Here is a 23,374-nt window from a genome sequence, read left to right on the forward strand (position 1 = left end):
TGGCGGCGTTGCAGTTTCGGGGTCCTGAGCCTCATCTGATTTCTCAGATGTTGGAGCTCACCGACTTACGACGCTCAGGCTTTACTAGCCTTGCGCTTGAAGAGCCGTGTGGCCTCCCTTACATATAGAAGACCCTTCTTGCCGCCGGGAACAGGCCCTTTGACGAGAAGGAGGTTTTTATCTTTGTCGATCGCGACGACTGGCAGTGAGCGGACGGTGACGGTTTCGTCGCCCATGTGGCCGGCCATGCGGATACCTTTTTTCGATTTACCGGTACCGAGGTTTGAAGCACGGCCGGAGATCGAACCGGGTGAGCGGTGTTTACGCTCGACGCCGTGTGATGCTTCCTGACCTTTGAAGCCGTGGCGTTTCATGCCGCCGGCGAAGCCTTTACCTTTGCTGGTGCCGATGACGTCGACATACTTAATTTCCTCGAAGGCTTCGACCGTGATAGTTTGGCCGAGTTCGAATTCATCGGTGCTGTCGACGCGGTATTCTTTATGGAAGCGTTTCGGTGTGATGCCGGCCTTGCCGTCGTGACCGATGAGCTGTGCGGTGGAGTTGCGGCCTTTGATGTCTTCAAAGGCGATCTGCACTGCTGAGTAGCCGTCGGTTTCTTCGGTCTTGAGTTGGCTGACAAAACAAGGACCCGCTTCAATGATGGTGACGGGGATGTTCACGCCGTCCTCATTGTAGAAACGAGTCATGCCGATTTTGCGACCAATGATTGCTTGTGCCATCTTATTGAACCTCTCAGGGAGCTTTGCAGCGATCTTGGCGAGCCAGCGGATCATGCCCTGTTTGATTGAGCTTCTATATAGAAGCGTGAATATCTAAGCTTTGATTTTAACGAACACACCAGCGGGAACGACCAAACGGTTGAGGGCTTCAACGGTTCTGGCATTGGGTTCCTTGATGTCAATGATTCGCTTGTGTGTGCGAATCTCGAACTGCTCACGTGACTTCTTGTCGATGTGAGGTGACCGCAGGACGGTGTAACGTTCGATGCGGGTGGGCAGGGGGATGGGTCCTGCGACTTTCGCTTGGGTGCGTTTTGCGTGATCAACGATTTCTCGAGCCGAAGCGTCGAGAGCTTGGTGATCGTAGGCTTCCATTCTGATGCGGATCTTACCGGCGGTCATTCGTTTATTTGCCTTGAGTTACGTTGTAAATGAACGCAAACACGATGATCGCGGTGATCACCGACAGGGAGCCAAGTAGTGTACTGACCTGTAAACCCATGTCAAATCGGGTTAAGCGTGACTTGGCGAATTGGGGATTGTTTATCACAACCGGGTGAGTGTCAATATTAATGTTACTGGTTGGTCGGGTTGATGACGGATGTGGTGATGTGATTTGCCGTTGGCGAGATAATGAGTGATAGGTGAGTGAAAGTGGATTTTGAGAGAGATAGGGGCGATAACCTGCCTCTGGAAGAAGATTATCAGCAGGTGGCGGTTAGAAGGGCGATGTTTAAAACGATATGGGTTTATTTGTTGCAGAGATTCTGCGCTGATGAATATGCCCATTAAGAGGGGGCTTGAGGGGTCTCATTGGGGATAATTTCGATGCTATCTCATAAACAAGATTTGCGCGGCACGGATTTGAGTTCAGCTCATCATGCTCTCACCTATGGATCGAGGTATACCCGTGAGCCGGTGCCAAAGTATGTGATGCCTGTGCAAGGACTTCCGGCTGAAGTGGCGTATAGAGTGATTCATGATGAACTGAATCTGGATGGGAATCCTTCGCTTAATCTAGCGACTTTTGTGACGACGTGGATGGATGATCATGCGGGGCGGCTCATGGCGGAGACACTCAGTAAGAATTACATCGATCAGGATGAGTACCCGCAAACCACGGAGATTCAGAACTACTGTGTGAATATGCTGGCGAGGCTGTTCAATGCGCCGGAAGGTGAGGGCGGTGAGGCAGTGGGGACTGGGACAGTGGGATCGAGTGAGGCGATCCATCTGGCGGGGCTGGCGATGAAATGGCGGTGGCGAAAGCGGCGGGAGGTGTTGAAGATGGATGCAGGTAAGCCGAATCTGGTGATGGGGGCGAATGTGCAGGTGGTGTGGGAGAAGTTTGCGCGGTATTTCGAGGTCGAGCCACGGTATGTGAAGCTGACGAAGGATCGCTATGTGATTGGGGTTGAAGAAGCGATGGCTATGGTGGACGAGAACACAATCGGAGTCGTAGGGATTTTGGGTAGCACGTATACAGGGGAGTATGAGCCGATTGAGGCCTTGAATGATGCGCTAGAAGAATTGAATGTGAAGAAGGGGTGGGAGGTGCCATTACATGTGGATGCGGCAAGCGGAGGGTTTGTGGTGCCGTTTACGCAGCCGCAGTTACGGTGGGATTTTCGTTTGAAGTGGGTGAAGAGTATCAATGTGAGTGGGCATAAGTATGGGTTGGTGTATCCGGGTGTGGGATGGGTTGTGTGGCGGGATAAGGCGGAGTTGCCGGAGGATCTTGTTTTTCATGTCAATTATCTCGGTGGTGATCAACCGACGTTTAACCTTAATTTCTCGAAGGGTGCGAGCCAAGTGCTCGGCCAGTATTACAACTTTCTGTTTTTAGGAATGGATGGATATAGAGCAGTCATGACGAGCTTGCATGGGATTGCGGAGCGGATTACATCTGCGGTTGAGGGGATGGGGCGGTTTTGGATGTTAAGTAAGCTGGGGCACTTGCCGGTGGTAGCTTTTGCATTGAATGATGATGTGATGAAGAAGTATGGCTACACAGTGTTTGATTTGTCTGAGAAGTTACGGGAGCGTGGATGGATTGTGCCGGCATATACGATGGCGCCGGATGCTGAGGGGATTGCGCTTTTACGTGTGGTGGTACGGGAGAGCATGAGCCGAGATATGGCGGACTTGTTTGTGGCGGATTTGCAACGTGCGGTGGAGCATTTTGAGCATGAAAAATCGCAACATTCCAAGCAAGAGGAGAAGCGAAAAGGCCCGCAGACGCGTGGTGTTTGTTGAGGTCTTGCATACAGCATGAATGGAAAGTTAAGAAAAGTTATGGAAAGTTATACAAAATATAGCAGGCTTTGCTATCATTGGATTCCATCTGGCGGGCCAAGAATCTGATTGCATTGATTTAAACCATGAACGACAGGGCAAGAGAAATGATGGCAAAACAAATGATGGTAGCAGCGTTGGTGTTGGTCATGCTTTTCGCGGCAGGTTGTGGTGGTGAGTCGGAGCAGAAGCCGGCGATATCTTCTGAACAGCAGCAGAAAGCCGTGCATGATGCGATGGCGGAGGATGTTGCGAAGTCCGCTGCCGTGGGTGAAAAGGCGGATGATGTTCAAGAGAAAATGAAGCATACGTTTTCACAAGCGAAGGCTCCGCTAGTGAAGGCTGGCGAAAAGATCACGATTGCGGTGATTCCGAAGGGAACGACACATGAATATTGGAATTCTGTGAAGGCGGGTGCTGAGAAGGCAAGCAGTGAGCTTGGTGTAAAGATGATCTGGAAGGGCCCGCTCAAGGAGAACGATCGTGCAGGGCAAATTCAAGTCGTGCAGCAGTTTTTAACCGGGGGTGAGATTGACGGAATGGTGATTGCACCGTTGGATTCAAAGGCGCTTGTGCGTCCAATCCAACACGCGGTGAAGAAGGGGATTCCAGTTGTAATCATTGACTCGGCATTGGATGGGAAGCCGGGCGAGGATTATGTGTCGTTTGTGGCGACGGATAATTTCAACGGTGGACAACTTGGCGGGAAGGAATTAGACAAGCTGATCGGTGATAAGGGAAATGTGGTGCTGCTGCGGTATCTGGTAGGTAGTGCGAGCACGGAACAGCGTGAGGCGGGGTTCTTGGATGTGATGCATAAGACGCCGGGTGTGAAGGTGCTGGTTGACAACCGGTATGCTGGGGCGACGGCGGGTGATGCGAAGATTCAATCGCTGAACATGATTGATCGTGTTCGTGAAGCTGATGGCATTTTTGCTTCAAATGAAGCAGCAACATTGGGCATGCTGTTAGCGCTTAAGCAGGTTGACTTGGCAGGGAAGAAGAAATTTGTGGGATTTGACTCGTCACCACCATTGGTGCGTGGTCTAAAGGAAGATCAGATCGATGCGTTGGTTGTGCAGAATCCGAAGAAGATGGGTTATGAAGGGGTGAAGACTTTGGTGGCTTATTTGAAGGGGCAAAAAGTCGCGCAGCGGATTGATACGGGTGTTGCGATCGTGACCAAGGCAAACCTGAATGATCCAGAGATCAAGGAGATGATTGAGTAGGGGTGAGGCGTATGATGGTGTGTGTATGAAGGGGGTGGTTTGAGCAAGTGAGTCTAACCATATGATAGATGGTGCAGAGAAAACGGGTGAGGAACTGAGGCTGAAGGTCAAAGGAGCGTACAAACGCTTCGGCGCGACGGTGGCGCTTGATGGGGTGGATCTTGATTTGCGCGTGGGAGAAGTGCATGCGGTCATTGGCGAGAACGGTGCGGGCAAGAGTACGTTGATGAAAGCGTTATCTGGCGCACATGAATTGGATGAAGGCGAGATCTGGTTGGATGGGGAGGTATATCGGCCGGCGAATCCGAACGAGGGGCGGCGGGCTGGTGTGAGTATGATTTATCAGGAATTGTCGCTGGCACAGCACCTATCGGTGATGGAGAATATCACATTAGGAGTTGAGCCGACGCGGCGAGGGCTTATGCGATGGGGCGAAGTGAAGCGGATTGCGCGAGATGCTTTGGCTGAGGTAGGCAAAGGTGAATTACCACTAAAAAAGGTGGTGCGTGAGTTATCGAATGCTGAGAAGCAATTGGTGGAGATTGCGCGGTCAGTGGCGACGGGTTGCCGAGTGTTAGTGCTGGATGAGCCGACAAGCAGCTTGTCGCAGAAGGATACCGAGCAGTTGTTTACGCTGATTCGAAAGATGAAAAGCGAAGGCGTGAGTATCATTTACATCTCGCATTTTCTGGAAGAGGTCAAAGCGGTTTGTGATCGGTTTACGGTGCTTCGCGATGGTGCATCGGTGGGGACAGGCGATGTTGCGACGACTGAGCAAAGTGAGATCGTTAACATGATGGTGGGGCGGGATGTGACGGAGATGTATCCTCGCCAGGTGCATGAGCGTGGGGAGTTGATGCTAGAGGTGAAGGGGTTAAAGGGTGAGGGAGGTGTGCCGAAGGGGGTTAATTTTGAGTTGTATCGCGGCGAGGTTGTTGGGATTGCTGGGGTGATCGGTGCGGGGCGGACGGAGATGCTGAGGTCTATCTTTGAGTTAGACGAAGTGGAAGAGGGCGAAGTGAAGGTGGGCGCGTATGTTGGGCCTGCGAGTCCTTCGATGCGGTGGTTGCAAGGAATGGGGATGGTGAGTGAGGACCGGAAGTTTGAGGGGTTGGCGGTGGGCTTGCCGATTGCGGACAACGTGGTGATGAGTCAGTTAGAAGGTTTAGGTCCGATGGGTTTGGTGACGCGCGGGGGGCTGAGCCGGGCGTGCAAGCCGTGGGTGGAGAAGATTCCGATCAAGTGTGCGTCTGTGTTTGCGAAGGTGGATTCGTTGTCAGGTGGAAACCAGCAGAAGGTGGCGTTAGCGCGGCTGCTACATTCGGATGCAGATGTGATGCTGTTGGATGAACCGACACGGGGAATTGATGTGGGGTCTAAGGCGCAGATCTATACGATGATTGATGAGCTTGCGCGGGGCGCGTTTGGTGATGCAGTAGGGGGTGGGAAGCCGAAGGCGATCTTGATTGTAAGCAGCTATTTGCCCGAGTTATTGGGGATATGCGATCGGATCGGCGTGATGTGCCGAGGGGAATTAGGACCGCTGCGAGAGGCAAAGGGGTTAGACGAGCATCAGATTATGTTGGAAGCGACGGGTTTAGGAGACAGCCATGCAGGGTGATGTTTATGAAAGTGACAAGCAGCTTGAGCTGGAAAAAAATCCATTGCGGCAAGTGGTGCTGGATCTGGTGAAGTATCGGCTTGGGCCGATCATCGGGTTGGTAGTGATCTGGCTGTTTTTTGCGATTCTGGCAGGGAAGGATTTTCGCGCGATCTCAAACCAGCAGTTGATTCTGTTGCAGACGGTGGTGGTGGGTACAGCGGCGGTGGGCGCGACGATGATTATCATCTCTGGCGGAATCGATCTTTCGATCGGTGCGACGATCGCGCTGACGACGATGGTCGTGGCGCTCGTGGTAGACAAGGGCTTGCCGATTTGGGTGGCATGCTTGTGTGGGATGGCGACGGGTGTGCTGGTGGGGTTGACGATTGGGGCTCTGGTAGCAGGGTATGTGGGGCGCGTGGCAGGGGTAGTCATGGGGGTGTTGCTAGGCATGTGGGCTGCAACACATTTGACGTGGTTTGGTGGTGTTGCTGTGGGGCTGGTGACGTGCGCAATTTTCATCTTACTGAATGAAAAATTTATCCGCATAGTGCCGATCTCTTCGTTTATTGTGACGTTGGGTTTGTGGGGTGCGGTGCGTGGCGTGGCGAAATGGGTCGGCGGAAACGAGCCGATTTATCCCGATGATTTGGGATGGGTTGGTGATCTGATGGTGGGCATTCCATTAGGCAAAAGTGGGTGGTCATTCCCCGCGCCTGGTGTGTGGATTCTGATCGTCTCAGCGATTGTGATGTCATTTATCTTGAGCTATACGCAGTTTGGACGGCACGTGTTTGCGATTGGTTCGAACGAGCGCACCGCACTGCTTTGCGGGATCAAGATTCGGCGGACTCAGATTAAGGTTTACATGTTGGCGATCTTGTTTGGTGGAATCGCGGGGATTTTGCAGACATCGTTCCTGTCGATGGGTGACCCGACAACAGCAGATGGTTATGAACTTCAAGTCATTGCAGCGGTGGTGATCGGTGGGGCGAGTTTGCTTGGCGGGGAAGGGTCGGTGCTGGGCACGATCGTTGGTGCGCTGATCATGACGGTGGTGGCGAATGGCTGTACGAAGCTGGGGCTGGATAACTATGTGCAGCAAATCGTGACGGGTGCGATCATCGTCTTGGCGGTCGGGTTGGACCAATGGCGACACGGCGCGAAGTACGCGCGATAAATTGGCTAGCGGGTATGTTGTAGTTTGATCATGAAATTGATTGTTTGGCGGGCGCTTCTGAGGGAGCGTTCGTTTTTTTATGGCTGCCAAGGAAGAGCCACGTGGGGACGGCAAGTGCGGCACCGATGATGGGGGCGGCAATGTAGAGCCAGAGGTGCTGGAGGTTGCCGGAGGCGATCGCGGGGGCAATAGATCGTGCGGGGTTCATGGAAGCACCGGTGATAGGGCCGGCGAAGAGGGCTTCAAGACCAACGGTAGCGCCGATAGCGAGGGGGATCAAAACAGGGGGTGTACCAGGGGTGAGGGCGACTTGAAGGATAACGAGCATAAGGAAGAAGGTGAGGATCATCTCGAGGATGAAGGAGTGGATGGCCGGACCGGCAGGGAGGGTCGAGCCGAGGGTCGGGTGATCCGGATACATGACGAGGATGAGGAAAGAGGCGGTGAAGGCACCGATGAGTTGGGCAATGATGAAGCAGGTGCATTTGAATGGGCAGCATTTTCTGCCCAGAACAAAGGCGATGCTGACCGCGGGATTGATGTGCGCGCCGGAGATCGGGCCAAGGGCGGCGATCATGGCCATGACGATCAATCCGAAGGTGAGGGCGATACCGAGGTGGGTGATCGCACCGTTTGAAACGTCATTGAAAACGATCGCGCCGGTCCCGGCGAGGACAAGGGCGAAGGTGCCAAGGGCTTCTGCAACACAGGCTTTTAAGTTGTTCATTGTGGATCGGTTCTCAAGTGGTGACGTTTGGAACTGAGTTACGTCTTTTGATAAAAAAAAAGACTGGCGATCATTTGGGATGATACGTCAGTCTGGATTTGATTGCGACGTTGTTAGCACGTTGGTTTTGTGTTAACGAATCGTCAGTGGTTTATGGTTTGATAGCAATGATGTCGGCGCTGGTGATGTAGTCATTCGGGGTGAGGCCGTCGGGAAGCTGGGCCTGAACCGCATCATAGATTGGGGCTTTGAACGCACGGAGTGATTCAACATAGTTGGCTTTAGCGTTCAGAGTGATATTGCTGAGGCCAACCGCCTTCATCATCGACTCATAATCATCAAGGAGAACTGCGCCGGCAACGCAGCCGACGAGTGCTTCTGCCTGCTCACGTACAGGTTCGGGTAATGTTTTGAGCAGCACCACATCTGAAGCGGCAACTTTACCGCCAGGTTTCAAGACACGGGCGATCTCTGCCCAAACCTGTGGCTTGTTGGGTGAAAGATTGATCACGCAGTTTGAGATCACCACATCGACGCTGTTGTCTGCTACGGGTAGATGTTCGATCTCACCGAGGCGGAATTCAACGTTGGCGAGGCCAGTCGATTTGGTGTAGGACGCGATGTTGTTGCGTGCTTTGGTGATCATCTCCGCGGTCATGTCGACACCGATGGCTTTGCCGGTGGCACCGACTTTGGGGCCGGCGAGGAAGATGTCGAAGCCGCCGCCGCTGCCGAGGTCGAGGACGGTTTGCCCCTCGGTAAGGTTGGCGATGGCGGTGGGATTGCCGCAGGAAAGGCCCATGTTGGCACCTTCCGGGAGTGCGGCGACTTCATCGGCGGTGTAGCCGATCTGCTCGGCCAGTTTGTCTGCGGAGAATTGTGAGGTTCCACCGCAGCATCCGCCAGAGGTGGGTTCGGATTCGTTGGAAGGTGAGCAGCATGAGCTGCTGTTGTCGCTGATGACGTCAAGGCTGCCGTGAAGGGCAACTTTTTTGTAGCCATCGCGAACGGTGTCTCTGATTTGGTCTTCTGATTGTTGTTGAGCTGTCATGGTTGAGCTCCTTTTCTGCTCTCAGTCTAATCGTGAGATAGACTAGGTGGGATACTGATGTGTTTATGCGAGTGCTTCGGGGAGTGATTGGACGAAGGATTTTATTTCGTCGCGGACTCGCCGAAAGTGGTCAAGTTTTTTGTCGGGGTCTGTTTCGGCTTCAGCCAGCTTGGGTGGATCATCAAAGCCGACGTGGATGATTTTGGCGTTTGCGGGGAAAGTGGGGCAGGTTTCGTGGGCGTGGCCGCAGACAGTAATGACGTAGTCAATGTCTTGCGTGGGGAGTTCATCGACGGTGTTGCTGGTTTGGTTGGTGATGTCGATGCCGATTTCCCGCATGACTTTGACTGCGTTGGGGTTGAGGCCTTGCGCTTTGATTCCTGCGGAATAAGCGGTGAGCGCATCGGACTTGAGGTGGCGTGTGAGGCCTTCAGCCATTTGGCTGCGGCAGGAGTTGCCGGTGCAAAGGAAGAGGATGGAGGGTTTGTCGGTCATGATCTTTTAGCTCCGGTAGCATGCGCAAAGCTCTTCGAGTTCTTTGTCTTTGCTGCAGCATCTTGTTTGTTTGTCTTGGTTGATTTGTTTGGTATCTGCGAGTGTGGTGCGCGTCCAAGCAAGGGCAGACTTGATTGTGGTTGGGCAGTCGGATTCTGTGTCGGCGAGGCGATAGTATTGCCACTTGCCTTGCTTGCGGCGATGTATCAAGCCAGCAGTGTAGAGGAGGCTCATATGCTTGGAAACGGTGGAGGGAGCTAGCTTGAGGATGTCGATGATCTCACAGAGGCAGAGCTCCTGGCCGTCGAGCATCATGAGGGCTCGGACGCGGGTTTCGTCGCTCAGAGCTTTGGTGATATTGAGGTATTCCTTCATGTTTTGTGGCTCCAGCTAATACTAAGTCACTTCGCCAATTAACGAATTATATTAGTCTGACATGCTGAAGTCAACCTCTTATGAAAAGATTTGCCTTGTGAATGTATGTTCACTTTGTGAGTAAGTCTTTGTTTGGTATTCTGTTAGTCGATATACGTGTCAAAATATGAAATGCTGACTTTCCGGCGGCTTGAGATTGATTTTCAAGAGGCTGAATTGGGTGGGCGGTGATTCACAGGGGTGTTGGGTGCCGCGGAATTGGAAAATGAAATGGTGAGTGAATGGCACATCTGTTGACGTGAGGTAGATGCCGCGGGTCACTTGGCGGGTGGGTTTTGATCGATCCGTTATTTTTATTTCTGTTGTTGTGAAGGATGAATTTACTATGGGGCGACCAAGTCTGACGAATCAGAAGCGTGTGGAGTTTCAGCCGATTATTGCGAAAGCTTTTGTTGAGCTGGGGTTTCGTCGGAGTACGACTGCGGAGTTAGCAAAGCGGTGTGGGGTTCAGGAAAATGTGTTGTATCGGATTTGGCCGAGTAAGAAGGCGATGTTCCTTGCTTCAATTGAATACATTTTTGAGGTGGTGTCTGAAAAGTGGGGGAAGTTATTGGCGCGGGCTGCTGAAGAAGGTGTGGAAAGTCCAGCAGAATTGTTGCTTGAGCAGGAAGCGGGGTCGCGTGGAGAATGGCGATTGTATCGCATCATCTTTGCAGGCCTAAACGAAACGGATGATGAAGATATTAAGGCGGCTTTGCAGGGGATGTACTCGCGGTTCCAAGCTTTTCTTGCTGAGCAGATTGCTGCTCACCGTAAGGCGAAGCATGGCGATCAGAGCAAGTGGACGTTGGATGCGACACTGACGAGTTGGGCGATTATCGGCTTGGCGACAGCATCAGATATTGCGCAGGAATTAGAATTGCTCAAGCCGGAGGAACGACGGTCGATGATTTCGCAAGCAGGTGAGATGCTGCTGAATCAGCAATAGTGTGAGACGGTTTAAAACAGAGCTAGAGAGTGCAAGATGGCGGCCATGCGTGGCTGCTTTTTTTGTATGAGATTGGTTGGGAGCCGTGATGTTTTGACTGGTGAAGAAGGATTGTTTGCGTGCATAAAAAGCACGAAATCTGTTGCGGTTATATGTTTTGGGGGCTATGTTGACGGTGTTGATCATTGATCAATGGCACGCGGATACTGGACTCACGGGTGGTTCTTCGCATCACGATTCCGGAGGTAGTTGAATCATGGAATGTATGTTGGTGATGATCGTTTTGGTGGTGTTTGGGATCGGCTATCTGGTGATTGCAGGTTTGATAGCGATCTTTCGCGTGAAGAGCTTGACGAAAGAGGTTGAGAGTCTCACGAAACGTTTGTCGAAGGTGGAGCATGATCAGCGATTACAAAGCGATGCGCTGTGTCGTATGAATCGAGACGTTTCGGATCAGCAGGATGAAGGTATGGAGGCGCACGAGGTAGTGGCTGATGTGCCGACGGAGGAGGGTGAGGCTGATCGTGATAAGACGGTGGATGAGGATGGAGGCTTGACCGGGCGCGTGATGGGCATGGGGGGATTGGTGGAGGAGATGGCTGAAGTACGCCGGGCAGAGCGAAAGCGCGAAGCTATGGCCCAAGAGGAGGCTGAGGCAGAAGCAGAAGAAGCTGTGGAAGTAGAAGCTGAGCACGTGACGCCTGATGAGGTGGAGGTAGTTCATGAAGCAGCGGTGGTGGCAGATGATGCGGTGATTGAGGCGGCGTCTAACACACGGATAGATGCTGAGGTTGATCAAACCGGGGGTGCGCGGGAGAGTGGGTTAGAGAAGTTGAGGCGAACATTTGAGGAGCAGTTTGGGGCGCACTTGTATTACTGGATTGGGGCGATTGCGATCATCATGTCTGGTGGGTTAGGGGTGCATTACACGATTCAAGAGGGGCTGCTGACGCCGATGATGCGCGTGGTAGGCGGGGGCGTGTTGGGTGTATGTTTGACGGTGGCGGGGCTGCTGATGAAGCAGAAGAGTGAGCGGCTGGCGAACGCGTGTTGTGGGGCGGGGGTGTCGGTGATGTATACGACCTTGCTGATTGCGCACAGCGTGTTTGAGTTGATTGGTGGGGGGATGTGTTTTGGTTTGATGGCGATGGTGACGGTGATTGCGGTGGTGTTGTCGTTATGGATTGGGATGCCAGTGGCGATGTTGGGTTTGCTGGGTGGGTTTGCAACGCCGATGCTTTCGGGTGCAGCGGATCAATCGCAAGAGATGTTGTTTGGTTATTTGCTGTTGCTTGAGATTGGGTTGATGGTGGTGGCGCAGCGGAAGGGTTGGTTTGGTGTTTCACTGTTGACGCTGGTGTGTTCGATGGCGTGGCCGTTGGTGCGGATGGTGTTTGGGGATGTGGCGGGGAGCGGTTTGGTGTTGGGTGGGTATATGGTGTTGTCGTTTATGGTGTATGTGGTGGGGGCGGTTCGGACGATGGAGAAGCCGACGGGTTGGCGGCTGGTACGGATGTCGATCAGCGCGGGTTTGGCGAGTTGTGCGCTGATGGGTTTGCTTGTTTTGAAGATTGATTTTTCGTTGATGAGTTTGGGTATGGTGTTGCTGCTTGGCGCGGGGATGGTGGTGGTGGGGCGGTTTGATGATCGACAGCGGATGCTTGGTGCGGCGGGCTTGGTGCTTAGCGTATTGATGATGGCGGCATGGATGCTGTCGGAATGGGGCGGCGGGAAGTCGGCGCAGTGGGAGTATTTGCTGATCATTGCGGGGATGGGATTGATCTATTGGGTGGGCGGCTTTGTGTGCGGGTGGTGGGGTAAGCGGCGGGTATATTGGTCGGTGATCAGCGGGGTTGGGGGCGTGGCGTGTTTCATCTTGTCGCTGATGAGCGGTGTGGATGCGATGGGCATGCCGTGGTGGATCGCAGGGAGCGCGATGGGTGTGGCGGGTTGCATGGGTGTCTATCTTGTGATTAGACATCTGGGCGAGATGGCGATGGATGATGTGGCGGTTGGGTTTCATGCGACGTGCGCGGCGGCCTTGCTCTTGCTTGCAGCGGGTGTTGGCGCATCATCGCCGTGGCAGGCCGTTTGGTGGGCGGGATTGCTCGCGGCGGCGGTATGGACGGCGGGCAGATTTGGCCGGCCGGTGCTTCGGGTAACGGTGCAGGTGATTTACGGCGTGATGATCATGGGCGCTCTGGTTGGGATTAGCAGCGCGGAAAGTCAATTGGCGGGTGGTATGCACGTGGTGCTCAATGAGCTGGCAGGTTTTTGGGTCGGCTTGGTATCACTACTGGGGCTGAGTGGCTGGCTGTATGCGCAGCGCAATGAAGAAAAATACAGCGGGCAGATGCAAGGGTCGGCGATGCTGTTTTTGCTATTCGGGGTGTTGATGGTGGTGCATCGCGCGTTTACCGGGTATGCGCTGCGTGATTTGCTGGATGCGACGATGGTGGAGGTGGGGACGTTTGCGGTGGTGGTGGGCACACTGGGGATGGGGTTAGTTTTGGCGAAACGTCGATGGTTGGGCTGGTGCTATTTGGCGGAGCGGGGCGGTGTGGTTTATGCGTATTTATGCGGGTTGGCTTTGATATTGTCTGCGCTAACGGTGGCGAACCCGCTGATGGAAACGCGGGGGGTGATGGGCGCGGGGTTTGTCGGCGGGCTTTGGTATGTGGGCGTGTTTGGTGTGGTGATGCTTGTTTTGCTGGGGAATTGGTGGTTGATGGGTGAGCGTGCGGCGAAGCTGGCGAAGCAGGGTGTGTTGGTGATGGTGATGATTTTGGGCGGGCTGCTGGGCGGGATGTTGGTGCGACAAGGTTTTACCGATGGGGTGATGCTGCTGCGGAAGATGTCGGTGGGATTGTTCGAGGGGGCGACATATGGCGTGGTGTGGATGGCGATGAGTTTGGCGATGGTGGAGGCGGTGCGGCGATGGCAGTGGCGCGATGAGGTGTTGAAGAACGGGGCGGTGGCGCTTGGTGTGATTGGATTGACCGCGGCGATTGGGTTTGCGTGTTTGAAGCTGAATCCGCTTTGGCATGAGCATGATATTGGGGGATTGGTTGTACTGAATGGGTTGCTATATGTGTATGGCTTGCCGATGGTTTTGGCGATGGTGCTGCGGTGGCGGGTTGATGAGCGAGTGGTGAAAAGTGGTGATGTGCTTGGGCAGGGGTTTGGTGTATGCGGGTTGGTGTTGGGTTTTGTGTGGATGATGCTGACGGTACGTCATGGGTTTACTGATGGAGAGATGTTGCTTCGGGGGCCGCGCGTGGGGTTGGTGGAGTGCGCGACGTATGGGGTGGTGCTCTTGACGGCGGGGCTGCTGATGATGCTTGCGACGGGAAGGGGTATTGTGCGTGATGTGGTGATCGAGATGGGGGGAAGGGTATTTGGGGTGATGGGTGCGGGCGTGATTTTGTTTGGATGTGTGTTGGGACTCAATCCGCTTTGGCATCACGGTGATGTGGGTCAGATGTGGGTGTTGAATATGCTGTTGTATGTATATTTGTTGCCGGCGGCTTTGGTGTTTGGTGTGGCGAAGATGCTGAGGGGCGCGGCGCGTACGAGAGGGATTGATTGGCGATGGCTGGCCAATGTGCTGGGGTTGTTTGGATTAGTGCTGGTGTTTGGATGGATCTCGCTTGCGGTGCGGCAGGGATTCGTGGGAGGTGTGCTTGATCTGGATGTGGCGGGCGTGAGCCAAGCGGAGTGGTATGCATACTCGGCGGCGTGGATTGTGTTTGGCGTGCTGCTATTGGTGTGCGGGATTGTGTGGCGGGCGCAGGTGCTTCGGTATGCATCACTGGCAGTGATGCTGCTTTCAGTGTGCAAGGTGTTTTTGTTTGATTTACGGCACTTGGAGGGGCTCTTGCAGGTGGGTAGTTTCTTGGGGCTGGGCTTGACACTGATCGTGTTGGGATTGGTGTATCAAAAATTGGTTTTCAGCAGTAATAATGGGCGTGGTGAAGACGGGCTTATGGCAGAAGAGGAAGTTGGTCGCAATATGCTCGGATAGCGGATTTGGTTCGGCAGACAAACATGTCGATTTTAGCTGGTGGGTGGAGCTTTGGTTTCTTTCACAATGAGCGATCAGAAACATCGCGAGATGGCCGATATAAGATGATCCGGCTGCCTTGCGATCGGTTTTTGCTAGGGATAAGTGTCCGCGATTTGTACGTAGGGCCTTGTAGTCGCTAGGATTAGTGCGGTCCACGGGAGGTGGACATGGTGTCAACAGGAAATAAAACGGTGTTTCATTAGCTTTGGTGCGGTATGGCGGGTGGAGCTGATGGACGCGAGAACGGCCTGCGGAAGCGAGAAATGATTCTTTTTGATGGTGAAGATGCCAGGAAATAGATCATGAGCAGTGGTGAAGGGCCTTGGAGAAGTTACTTTGAAGTCACATAATTTGACGCATCTGAAAGAGTTGGAAGCTGAGAGCATCCATATTATCCGTGAGGTTGCCGCGGAATTTGATAAGCCGGTAATGTTGTATTCGATCGGCAAGGACTCGGCGGTGATGTTGCATTTGGCGATGAAGGCGTTTGCGCCAGGGAAGCCACCGTTTCCGTTGATGCATGTCGATACGACGTGGAAGTTTCGGGAGATGATTGATTTCCGTGAGAATTATGCGCGGAAAGAATTGGGCCTCGATCTGATTGTGTATGTTAACGAAGAAGGTGTGAAGGCGGGGATCAATCCGTTTGATCATGGTAGCGCGAAGCATACGGACATCATGAAGACGCAAGCACTGAAGCAGGCGCTGGATAAGTATGGTTTTGATGCGGCGTTTGGTGGCGCGAGGCGGGATGAAGAGAAGAGCCGAGCGAAGGAGCGGGTGTATTCATTCCGTGATAGGAATCACCGATGGGACCCGAAGAATCAGCGGCCAGAGCTTTGGAATGTTTACAACAGTGAACACAACAAGGGTGAATCCATTCGCGTGTTTCCGCTGAGTAACTGGACCGAACTGGATGTGTGGCAATACATCCATCTGGAGAATATCCCGATCGTGCCGTTGTATAAGTCGGCGATGCGTCCGGTGGTGGAGCGTGATGGTGTTTTGATTATGGTTGATGATGATCGGATGCCGTTGCGGGAGGGTGAAGTGCCGATGCAGAAGATGGTGCGGTTCAGAACGTTGGGTTGCTACCCTCTTACGGGGGCGGTGGAGAGTGATGCGACGACGCTGCCAGAGATTATTCAGGAGATGTTAGTTGCGAAGAATTCAGAACGTGAAGGCCGCGTGATCGACCATGATGCCGAAGGGTCGATGGAAGAGAAGAAGCGAGAAGGATACTTCTAAACCCGTTGGTTTTACGACGACAGGCATTGGGGGCGTCTATGCGAGAGATAGACCAAAGATTCACGAAGCGATCATAAGAACACGGAATTGATATCCATCATGAGTCATCAATCAGATTTAATTGAAACAGACATCGAAGCATACTTGGCGCAGCACGAGAAGAAAGAGTTACTACGCTTCTTGACGTGTGGTAGCGTGGATGATGGGAAGAGCACACTTATTGGGCGGTTGCTCTATGACTCGAAGATGGTTTACGAAGATCAACTCGCAGCAGTTAAGAACGCGTCGGTGAAGCACGGAACGACTGGGACGGATTTTGATCCGGCATTGCTTACCGATGGCTTGAAAGCTGAACGTGAACAAGGCATTACTATTGATGTGGCATATCGTTATTTTTCTACAGCGAAGCGTAAATTCATCATCGCTGACACACCGGGCCATGAACAGTACACACGTAATATGGCGACCGGTGCTTCAACCTGTGACCTTGCCATCATTTTAATTGATGCACGGCATGGCGTGGTTACGCAAACCCGTCGCCACAGCTTCATCACTTCGTTGCTTGGGATTAAGCATGTGATCGTGGCAGTGAACAAGATGGATCTCGTAGATTGGAGTGAGGAACGCTACGAAGAAATCTGTCGTGAATACAGTGATTTTTCAGCGAAGTTAGATTTACCAGATATTCAATTCGTACCAATGAGTGCGCTACTTGGTGACAATGTGGTGAACCCGAGTGAGAACATGAAGTGGTACGGCGGTGCGTCGATGATGCACCTGCTTGAGCATGTTCATATTGCGAGTGACCGGAACTTGATCGATATGCGTTTGCCGGTGCAGTACGTGAACCGCCCGAACCTGAACTTCCGTGGGTTTGCTGGTACGCTTGCATCTGGGATCGTTCGGCCGGGTGATGAAGTGATGGCACTTCCGTCACGTAAAACCAGTAAGGTCAAATCTGTGGTGAGCTATGAAGGGGAGATGGAAGAGGGCTTTGCACCGCAAGCTGTGACGGTGACGCTTGAAGATGAGATCGATGTGAGTCGCGGGGATATGCTGGTGCATGCGAAGAATGTGCCGCACCTTGATACGACGTATGAAGCGATGGTTGTGTGGATGACCGAGCAGCCGCTGGTCGCTAACAAGCAGTACATGATCAAGCACACGACACGGAAAACCACGGGTGTGGTGAGCGATGTACGTTACCGAATCAATGTGAACAGCTTGCATCGTGAGGATACGGACCGTTTAGAAATCAATGAGATCGGTAGGTGCGTGTTTGAACTGTCGCAGCCGATTGCGTTTGATGCATATAAAACCAACCGCACGACCGGCGCATTTGTGATCATTGATCGTTTAACGAACAATACGGTTGGCGCGGGGATGATTCTGGACCGCACGCCGGAGGAATTGAAAGGGCGTGAAGCCGCGAAACGCAGCATTGATGTGCGGACACATGACAGCTTGGTCAGTGATGCTGAGCGTCATGATCGCCTTGGGCAGCAAGCTGCCACGGTTTGGCTTACGGGCTTAACTGGTTCAGGTAAGAGCGCGATTGCTTATGCTCTTGAACGGCGGCTGTTCGATGAAGGCAAGCTTGGGCATGTGCTGGACGCGCGTAATGCGCGATTAGGACTCAATGTCGATCTCGATTATTCAGAGGAGGATCGGGCAGAAAACTTGCGTCGCGCAGCTGAAGTTGCTCGGTTGATGAATGATGCGGGATTGATCTCCGTATGTTCTTTCCTCTCGCCAAGTGAAGCTGATCGTGAGATGGCGAAGCAGATTGTTGGCCCCGATAAGTTTGTGGAGGTTTATCTTTCCGCTCCATCTGAAGTCTGTGAGCAGCGGCGTGAGAAAATTGCAGATGACCAGAAGGATCCGGGCGCGTCGAAGACGCAGCGGCCGTTCTTTGATCTCAATGCAGTGTATGAAGAGCCGAAGGCTGCGGATCTTGTTCTCAAGACTGATGAACTTTCTGTAAATGAGTCAGTTGAGAAGATAATGGAAGCTTTGCGCGGCCGAGGCATTATTTAGTGAGATCATTATCACGCTTAGGCCTAGAATAAAGAGTTTGAGATGATTTGGTAGCGGGTACGGACTTGTTTGAACATTCATCGCGGATCGTTGGATACGTCGATGAGAGTTATTCAAGAGGTGCACGCTATGGGTAAATATTTGACGCTCCCGCCGCAGGATCAGGTGGGAATGCCGAAGGGGATTCCATACATTATTGCCAATGAAGTAGCTGAGCGATTCAGCTATTATGGGATGCGCACTATTCTTGTTGTGTTCATGACGCAATATCTTGTGTCGAGCACGGGTGAGTTAGATACGTTTACTGAGAGTCAAGCCCGCGAGGCGTATGCGTGGTTTATCAGTAGCGCCTATTTCTTTCCGATCATCGGCGCGATCATCGCAGATGCATTATTGGGCAAGTATCTCACGATCATGATACTGTCAGTGGTATATGTGATTGGACATGGTTGTTTGGCGCTAATTGATATGCCAAGTGTCGCACTTCAGGCAACATTCGAGCCGCGTACGTGGTTGCTCATTGGGTTGGCGCTTGTTGCGATGGGGGCAGGAGGGATTAAGCCGTGTGTGTCTGCCCATGTCGGCGATCAGTTTGGACATGGCAACAAGGAACTGCTTTCGAAGATATTTGGCTGGTTTTATTTTGCGATCAACGTGGGGTCATTTGTATCCACGCTGCTTACGCCGTGGGTTTTGGATCGTTATGGTCCGGGATGGGCATTCGGTATTCCGGGGATACTGATGCTGCTTGCGACAATCTTTTTCTGGATGGGACGGAAGGTTTTTGTGCATATTCAGCCACGAGGGCTTGTCTATCTTCGTGAAACATTCTCGGGTGAAGGATTGAGGTTGATTTTGCGGTTGCTGCCGGTGTATATCTTTATCTCCGTATTCTGGTCACTCTTTGATCAAACAGGTGGTGCGTGGGTGCTTCAGGCACGGAGCATGGACCGAAATTTCCTTGGCATTGAATGGTTGGAAAGCCAAGTACATGCACTGAACCCGTTGTTTATCCTGATCTTTATTCCGATTTTCAGTTATGCCATCTATCCCGCGATTGGTCGCATTTTTCCGCTGACACCGATTCGTAAAATCGGAATTGGATTATTCGTGACGGTAGGTTCGTTTGCGATGTCGGCAGTGATTCAGGAATGGATTGATGCGGGCAGTATGCCGAATATTTCGTGGCAGATCGTTTCGTATATTCTAATAACAGCGGCAGAGGTAATGGTCTCAATTACCGCGCTTGAATTCAGCTACACGCAAGCGGCACCGCAAATGAAATCGTTTGTGATGAGCTTGTACTTGCTTTCTGTTTCTGCGGGGAATGTGATCACGGCGATGGTCAACCGACTTACACGTAATGAAGCTGGTGAGAGTATGTTAGAGGGTGCGAGTTATTACTGGTTCTTTACTGGATTGATGTTGCTTGCTGCTCTGATTTTTGTGGGTGTTGGCAAGGTGTACAAGCCGCACGATTACATTCAAGGCGATGATGCCAAGGTTGGTGATTAGCCTTTTTGTCAGCAAGGTATTTGCCTGCTGGATGGATGTTAGAGCTAAGAGATAGTTACATATCCATCGAAAGATGTATTATGGAATTTCCCTTTCGCCTTTAAGCTTTCAACATCTTAACCCTAATTGTGTAAACAAATTGCGCCTTTAGATCAACTAGATGAGATTGAGTTGCAACAACGTTTTTTGGCGTTATACTGTCTCGTTGTTGAGATCGATTCTCATTGTGAGGGATAGGTCTGTGTTAATTCATCTTAGGGAGATAGCAGATGAGCAATTCAAAGATCGGACATTTTGCGGCAAAGGGAGCCGCGGTATTTGGCTTAGGTGTGGCCAGCTTTGCTATGCAAGCAAATGCTGCAGTCCCCGGACATATCGACCTTCTCGTCGGTGCGACGCACTCAGAAGCCGACGGTGGGAAACTTGGTAGCTATATTTATGATCAAAGTACTGATAGTTTTTGGTTGGCGACATTTGGTAGTGCTGCCGGTGTGAGAAAGTATGATGCAGACGCTGGTACAAGCGAAACATATGTCTCACCCACGGATATCGAATTATTCAATCGTGCTTCAGATGTTGCAGGTGGTGTGACTAGCCCAAATCATTCTGGATTTGCTTACTTCTTTAGCATGTTGCTTAACCCAAAAGCAATTACAGTTGGTGGTGTGACGTATCAGCCGGGTGAATTTGCTGTATTGACTAACTACAGCGAGGTTAAAGAAGACGGGCTTACCGTTCAGCCGAACTGGGGTAAGGCATTGGTTTCATATGACCTTCGTAAAATTGGTTCTCCAACGACTGCACAACCTGACCGTGACAACGCACAAAACGGTTTGCCAGGTGGTGCGATTGGTGGTGCATTTGGTGTGACTGATTGGAATGATGCGCTTGGTGTGCTTGCAACCAATCAAGATTTTGCAGATGCTTCGGTGGATTCGGACTACTCTGGTCGTCCTTACATTGCCCGTCAGGCATCATGGTCAAGCGATGGCAAAAGCTTATACATGACGCAGCATAGTACGCGTGCTAAAGGTGGTGGCATCTACAAGCTCAACGTTGAAACCGGGGCACTCACACATGTGGTACAGCTTGCGGCTGATGCTTCCAATACCTACTACGGCGAGTCGAGTGTGATTCATACCAACGTTCGTGATTTTGGAGCTGGCGAAGGTGTGGGCGATCAGGTGCTTGTCAATGGTGCTGCCGGTAATGGTAATGCTGGCGGGATTAGCTACTTTGTTGATGGTGCTGGTGGTGTGAGCGATCTGAAGGTGCTGCTCTCGGGTGCTGACTTTGAAGCATTCACTGAAACGAGCAATGGGTCTGCCTCGCAAAGCAGCAAGCGGTTCTATTCGAGCACGGTTGATGATGAAGGAAATCTGTATTTCACCGACGGCCGTACCGGCAGCATCTTCATGTACGACAAGCATGATCGTCTTGTCAGTGTGGCGAATAAAGCGCAATTAGCTGCATTCAATCAGTTTGTTGATGCAGGGAAGTACAGCAACAGCGGCAATTCACTACGTCTGCAAAACCGTGTGCTGCAGGATGGCTCGGTACAGGTCATGGCTCGTACCGACAATAAGAATGTTGCAGGTATCCGCATCGGCAAGATCGGTGATTTTAACGGTGACGATGTCATTACCGCGGCTGATACTCAGTTCTTTATCAACCAGTTTAATGTGGCTGATGCAACGGCGCTTGCCGCAGGTGGCAGCGATTACTTGAACTATATTTCAGCAGATCTCAATGGTAATAGCGGGATTGCATCCAGCACCACTGGAGCTCTGAGCGGCAATTCGGTGACCACGAAGGATCTGGATGTACTTCGCACGTTTGTTAACTTGAAGGAAGGTGATGCGAACTGGGACTTTACCGTGAACATCGCTGACTTTGAAGTACTGCGTGCAAACTTCGATCCAACTGCGACGGACAAATCATTCTTCGATGGCAATAACGATTACAACACTGATGGCAATGTTGACATTGCTGACTTCGAAGCATTGCGAGCTAACTTTAATCCTGCTGAAACCTATGAAGCAGAAGTCACCTTCACGCAGGGAACAGCGGTTTCTCTGCAAGCGAATGCGATTACCGTTCCAACCGGGGAATTGGCTCTTGAAGTTTTAGCTGATGGCACGGTGAATCTTGTCGGGAATCAGGCTTCATTGACGAGCTTCCAGATTGTTGGTGCTGCGGACAGTATTGTTGAGACGAACTTCATCGCTTTGGTGGGGATGTTTGAGCAGAAGGGCGACGCATTTGTAGGCGGCCTTGGCTTTGCACCTGTTGCTGTTGATGGTGCGATTTCTTTAGGCCAGATTTATAACGCGGGCTTGGATCTGCAGGACCTTGCGTTTACCTACAACGGCAGTGTTGTTGGGGCGGTGACTTATGCAGTACCAGAGCCAAGCGTTGCTATGTTGCTTGGTGCGATGGGTCTTGGTTTCATGAGGCGTCGCCGCTGATTGATATTTAGGCAATGACGTGTGGCGATGGCACTCAGGAGAAGTGTCATCGCCCACTCTTTTCCGTTTTGATACAGATTGGTTTGCACAGCCATGTGTTGTCATCATCGAAATATAAGTGGATTTACACTAATCGAGCTTTTAGTAGCGATCAGTATTATTGCGCTTTTGATTGCAATCCTGATGCCGGTATTGGGAAAATCTCAGGATACGGCACGATCGGCGGTATGTCAGAGCAATTTGCATCAGGTGTATATCGGTATGCGGTGTTATGCCAACGACAACGATGATTATTTGCCCGATGCGTATACGACGGGGAACTTTGTCTATCGTCAAGCGCCGGGAAACACTTTGGCGAGTGATCCGCATAGCATTCCGGAAATGTTTGGTCTTGCTGCGGTGTTGGATCGTTATGAATATATGGATGGTCGGAGCGATGCTTGGGTGTGTCCGTCTCAGACTGAAGAAATGATTTCTTATGGCAACACCTATGCGTTTTCGATTGCCAAAACTTTGGCGAAGAGCCGTTTGTTTGCGATCGAAACGCAGAAGAAGTCAGCTTATAGGATGGTTCTAGTTTGGGATAATTATACTTTAAGACCAGGGCTTCCCGGATTTCGTGGGCCATTTTCTGGATATACCATTCCAAGTGCGAATCGTGTTATGCCGCATGCAATTTCGACGCCTGAAAAAGGGTCTGGGTCAAGCAAGGGTGTGAACAATTTATATATCGGGGGACACGTTAAACTCAAAAGTGACACCGGTTGGTATTAAGCCAATTGGTAATGCAGTGTATTTGTTTAAGAGGAATGATGATGAAGAATCAAATGTTTAAGATGCTGTCGATTGTGATGGTTTTTATGCTTGGAGGTTGTGAGGCTGGTCAAGAAATCAAAAAATCTCAGGCTCATCGAGATTTCGGTATGGCGGCGTCTCTTGACAAGATCAATCATGGTGGTGTTGATGCCGAAGCGGTACTGGCAGATAAGCAATCCTATCTCGGCAAAGAAGTTGTGTTGCGTGGTACGGTTAATGAAATATGTGCCAAGAAGGGTTGCTGGTTGACACTGACCGATGTGGCGGAAACCGACACGATCTTTGTGAAATTCACGTGTCCAGTCGGTGGTCGGTTGATTCCGACTGGCGCTGTGGGCAAGCAAGTTGCGGTTGCGGGAAAGCTTGTTGAGGTCAAGGTGTCTCAGAAATATGCACGTCATATAGCGGAAGATCGTGGGGTGCCGGCTGCGGAGATTGAGAATATTGTTGGGCCACAAAAGATGTTGCGTGTGAACGCACCAGCTGCCCGTGTGTGGGGTATTGCTGCGGAGTAATGAGTTTTGTTGTCTTTGGGAGGGGA

General features: G+C 51.8%; 18 protein-coding genes. 12 read left to right on the forward strand and 6 right to left on the reverse strand.

Annotated elements, in window-relative coordinates:
- Positions 1-74: 74 nt before the first annotated feature.
- The gene (gene rplC, locus ACQ6WK_RS05490; protein WP_432799741.1) at positions 75-740 is read right to left on the reverse strand and encodes a 50S ribosomal protein L3; all 666 of its coding nucleotides are present in this window, start codon (positions 738-740) and stop codon (positions 75-77) included.
- A gap of 93 nt (positions 741-833) precedes the next feature.
- Positions 834-1,142 carry a 30S ribosomal protein S10 gene (gene rpsJ / locus ACQ6WK_RS05495; protein ID WP_432799742.1) on the reverse strand — a complete coding sequence of 103 codons (309 nt, stop codon included), beginning with the start codon at positions 1,140-1,142 and terminating at the stop codon, positions 834-836.
- 426 nt (positions 1,143-1,568) lie between these two features.
- Here rpsJ and ACQ6WK_RS05500 point away from each other — a divergent pair, with 426 nt between their 5' ends.
- From ACQ6WK_RS05500 to ACQ6WK_RS05515, 4 genes are all read left to right on the forward strand, one after another.
- The gene (locus tag ACQ6WK_RS05500; protein WP_432799743.1) at positions 1,569-2,996 is read left to right on the forward strand and encodes a glutamate decarboxylase; all 1,428 of its coding nucleotides are present in this window, start codon (positions 1,569-1,571) and stop codon (positions 2,994-2,996) included.
- A 125-nt stretch (positions 2,997-3,121) separates the two neighbouring features.
- Complete coding sequence (locus tag ACQ6WK_RS05505; RefSeq protein WP_432799744.1) at positions 3,122-4,264, forward strand: ABC transporter substrate-binding protein; 1,143 nt, start codon at positions 3,122-3,124, stop codon at positions 4,262-4,264.
- Between the two features lie 61 nt (positions 4,265-4,325).
- Positions 4,326-5,885, forward strand: coding sequence for a sugar ABC transporter ATP-binding protein (locus ACQ6WK_RS05510; protein ID WP_432799745.1), 1,560 nt, complete (start codon positions 4,326-4,328; stop codon positions 5,883-5,885).
- Positions 5,875-7,047, forward strand: coding sequence for an ABC transporter permease (locus ACQ6WK_RS05515; protein WP_432799746.1), 1,173 nt, complete (start codon positions 5,875-5,877; stop codon positions 7,045-7,047). The genes ACQ6WK_RS05510 and ACQ6WK_RS05515 overlap by 11 nt, the downstream gene beginning before the upstream one ends.
- 28 nt (positions 7,048-7,075) lie before the next feature.
- On the opposite strand, the gene ACQ6WK_RS05520 is transcribed toward ACQ6WK_RS05515, so the two are convergent.
- From ACQ6WK_RS05520 to ACQ6WK_RS05535, 4 genes are all read right to left on the reverse strand, one after another.
- Entirely contained in the window at positions 7,076-7,774 is a 699-nt protein-coding gene (locus ACQ6WK_RS05520) for an MIP/aquaporin family protein (protein WP_432799747.1), read from the reverse strand.
- Between the two features lie 151 nt (positions 7,775-7,925).
- Positions 7,926-8,825, reverse strand: a complete 900-nt coding sequence (gene arsM, locus ACQ6WK_RS05525) for an arsenite methyltransferase (protein ID WP_432799748.1) — start codon at positions 8,823-8,825, stop codon at positions 7,926-7,928.
- A gap of 63 nt (positions 8,826-8,888) precedes the next feature.
- Positions 8,889-9,320, reverse strand: coding sequence for an arsenate reductase ArsC (locus ACQ6WK_RS05530; protein ID WP_432799749.1), 432 nt, complete (start codon positions 9,318-9,320; stop codon positions 8,889-8,891).
- A gap of 6 nt (positions 9,321-9,326) precedes the next feature.
- Positions 9,327-9,695: an ArsR/SmtB family transcription factor gene (locus tag ACQ6WK_RS05535; protein WP_432799750.1), complete on the reverse strand. Its 369-nt coding sequence runs from the start codon at positions 9,693-9,695 to the stop codon at positions 9,327-9,329.
- A gap of 307 nt (positions 9,696-10,002) precedes the next feature.
- On the opposite strand from ACQ6WK_RS05535, the gene ACQ6WK_RS05540 reads away from it, so the two are divergent.
- The 8 genes from ACQ6WK_RS05540 (at position 10,003) to ACQ6WK_RS05575 (ending at position 23,348) form a co-directional block, all read left to right on the forward strand.
- The gene (locus tag ACQ6WK_RS05540) at positions 10,003-10,683 is read left to right on the forward strand and encodes a TetR/AcrR family transcriptional regulator (protein ID WP_432799751.1); all 681 of its coding nucleotides are present in this window, start codon (positions 10,003-10,005) and stop codon (positions 10,681-10,683) included.
- Between the two features lie 256 nt (positions 10,684-10,939).
- Complete coding sequence (locus tag ACQ6WK_RS05545) at positions 10,940-14,707, forward strand: DUF2339 domain-containing protein (protein ID WP_432799752.1); 3,768 nt, start codon at positions 10,940-10,942, stop codon at positions 14,705-14,707.
- Between the two features lie 378 nt (positions 14,708-15,085).
- A complete protein-coding gene (gene cysD, locus ACQ6WK_RS05550) occupies positions 15,086-15,997 on the forward strand; it encodes a sulfate adenylyltransferase subunit CysD (protein ID WP_432799753.1) in 912 nt (303 codons plus the stop codon).
- A gap of 99 nt (positions 15,998-16,096) precedes the next feature.
- On the forward strand, positions 16,097-18,034 hold the full coding sequence (gene cysN / locus ACQ6WK_RS05555) for a sulfate adenylyltransferase subunit CysN (RefSeq protein WP_432799754.1): 1,938 nt from the start codon (positions 16,097-16,099) through the stop codon (positions 18,032-18,034).
- 102 nt (positions 18,035-18,136) lie between these two features.
- Positions 18,137-19,549: a POT family MFS transporter gene (locus ACQ6WK_RS05560; RefSeq protein WP_432799755.1), complete on the forward strand. Its 1,413-nt coding sequence runs from the start codon at positions 18,137-18,139 to the stop codon at positions 19,547-19,549.
- 269 nt (positions 19,550-19,818) lie between these two features.
- Positions 19,819-22,017 carry a PEP-CTERM sorting domain-containing protein gene (locus ACQ6WK_RS05565; RefSeq protein ID WP_432799756.1) on the forward strand — a complete coding sequence of 733 codons (2,199 nt, stop codon included), beginning with the start codon at positions 19,819-19,821 and terminating at the stop codon, positions 22,015-22,017.
- A gap of 93 nt (positions 22,018-22,110) precedes the next feature.
- A complete protein-coding gene (locus ACQ6WK_RS05570; RefSeq protein WP_432799757.1) occupies positions 22,111-22,791 on the forward strand; it encodes a type II secretion system protein in 681 nt (226 codons plus the stop codon).
- A gap of 41 nt (positions 22,792-22,832) precedes the next feature.
- Positions 22,833-23,348, forward strand: coding sequence for a DUF4920 domain-containing protein (locus tag ACQ6WK_RS05575; RefSeq protein WP_432799758.1), 516 nt, complete (start codon positions 22,833-22,835; stop codon positions 23,346-23,348).
- Positions 23,349-23,374: the final 26 nt, after the last annotated feature.

Source organism: Poriferisphaera sp. WC338 (assembly GCF_050931845.1).
GTDB lineage: Bacteria > Planctomycetota > Phycisphaerae > Phycisphaerales > Phycisphaeraceae > Poriferisphaera.

Coding starts and splice junctions, on each gene's coding strand:
- arsM (WP_432799748.1), bottom strand. CDS start 8,825: ATGACAGCTCAACAACAATCAGAAGACCAAATCAGAGACACCGTTCGC.
- ACQ6WK_RS05570 (WP_432799757.1), top strand. CDS start 22,111: ATGTGTTGTCATCATCGAAATATAAGTGGATTTACACTAATCGAGCTT.
- ACQ6WK_RS05530 (WP_432799749.1), bottom strand. CDS start 9,320: ATGACCGACAAACCCTCCATCCTCTTCCTTTGCACCGGCAACTCCTGC.
- ACQ6WK_RS05500 (WP_432799743.1), top strand. CDS start 1,569: ATGCTATCTCATAAACAAGATTTGCGCGGCACGGATTTGAGTTCAGCT.
- ACQ6WK_RS05565 (WP_432799756.1), top strand. CDS start 19,819: ATGAGCAATTCAAAGATCGGACATTTTGCGGCAAAGGGAGCCGCGGTA.
- rplC (WP_432799741.1), bottom strand. CDS start 740: ATGGCACAAGCAATCATTGGTCGCAAAATCGGCATGACTCGTTTCTAC.
- rpsJ (WP_432799742.1), bottom strand. CDS start 1,142: ATGACCGCCGGTAAGATCCGCATCAGAATGGAAGCCTACGATCACCAA.
- ACQ6WK_RS05515 (WP_432799746.1), top strand. CDS start 5,875: ATGCAGGGTGATGTTTATGAAAGTGACAAGCAGCTTGAGCTGGAAAAA.
- ACQ6WK_RS05510 (WP_432799745.1), top strand. CDS start 4,326: ATGATAGATGGTGCAGAGAAAACGGGTGAGGAACTGAGGCTGAAGGTC.
- cysN (WP_432799754.1), top strand. CDS start 16,097: ATGAGTCATCAATCAGATTTAATTGAAACAGACATCGAAGCATACTTG.
- ACQ6WK_RS05575 (WP_432799758.1), top strand. CDS start 22,833: ATGAAGAATCAAATGTTTAAGATGCTGTCGATTGTGATGGTTTTTATG.
- ACQ6WK_RS05560 (WP_432799755.1), top strand. CDS start 18,137: ATGAGAGTTATTCAAGAGGTGCACGCTATGGGTAAATATTTGACGCTC.
- ACQ6WK_RS05535 (WP_432799750.1), bottom strand. CDS start 9,695: ATGAAGGAATACCTCAATATCACCAAAGCTCTGAGCGACGAAACCCGC.
- ACQ6WK_RS05545 (WP_432799752.1), top strand. CDS start 10,940: ATGGAATGTATGTTGGTGATGATCGTTTTGGTGGTGTTTGGGATCGGC.
- ACQ6WK_RS05540 (WP_432799751.1), top strand. CDS start 10,003: ATGCCGCGGGTCACTTGGCGGGTGGGTTTTGATCGATCCGTTATTTTT.
- ACQ6WK_RS05505 (WP_432799744.1), top strand. CDS start 3,122: ATGAACGACAGGGCAAGAGAAATGATGGCAAAACAAATGATGGTAGCA.
- ACQ6WK_RS05520 (WP_432799747.1), bottom strand. CDS start 7,774: ATGAACAACTTAAAAGCCTGTGTTGCAGAAGCCCTTGGCACCTTCGCC.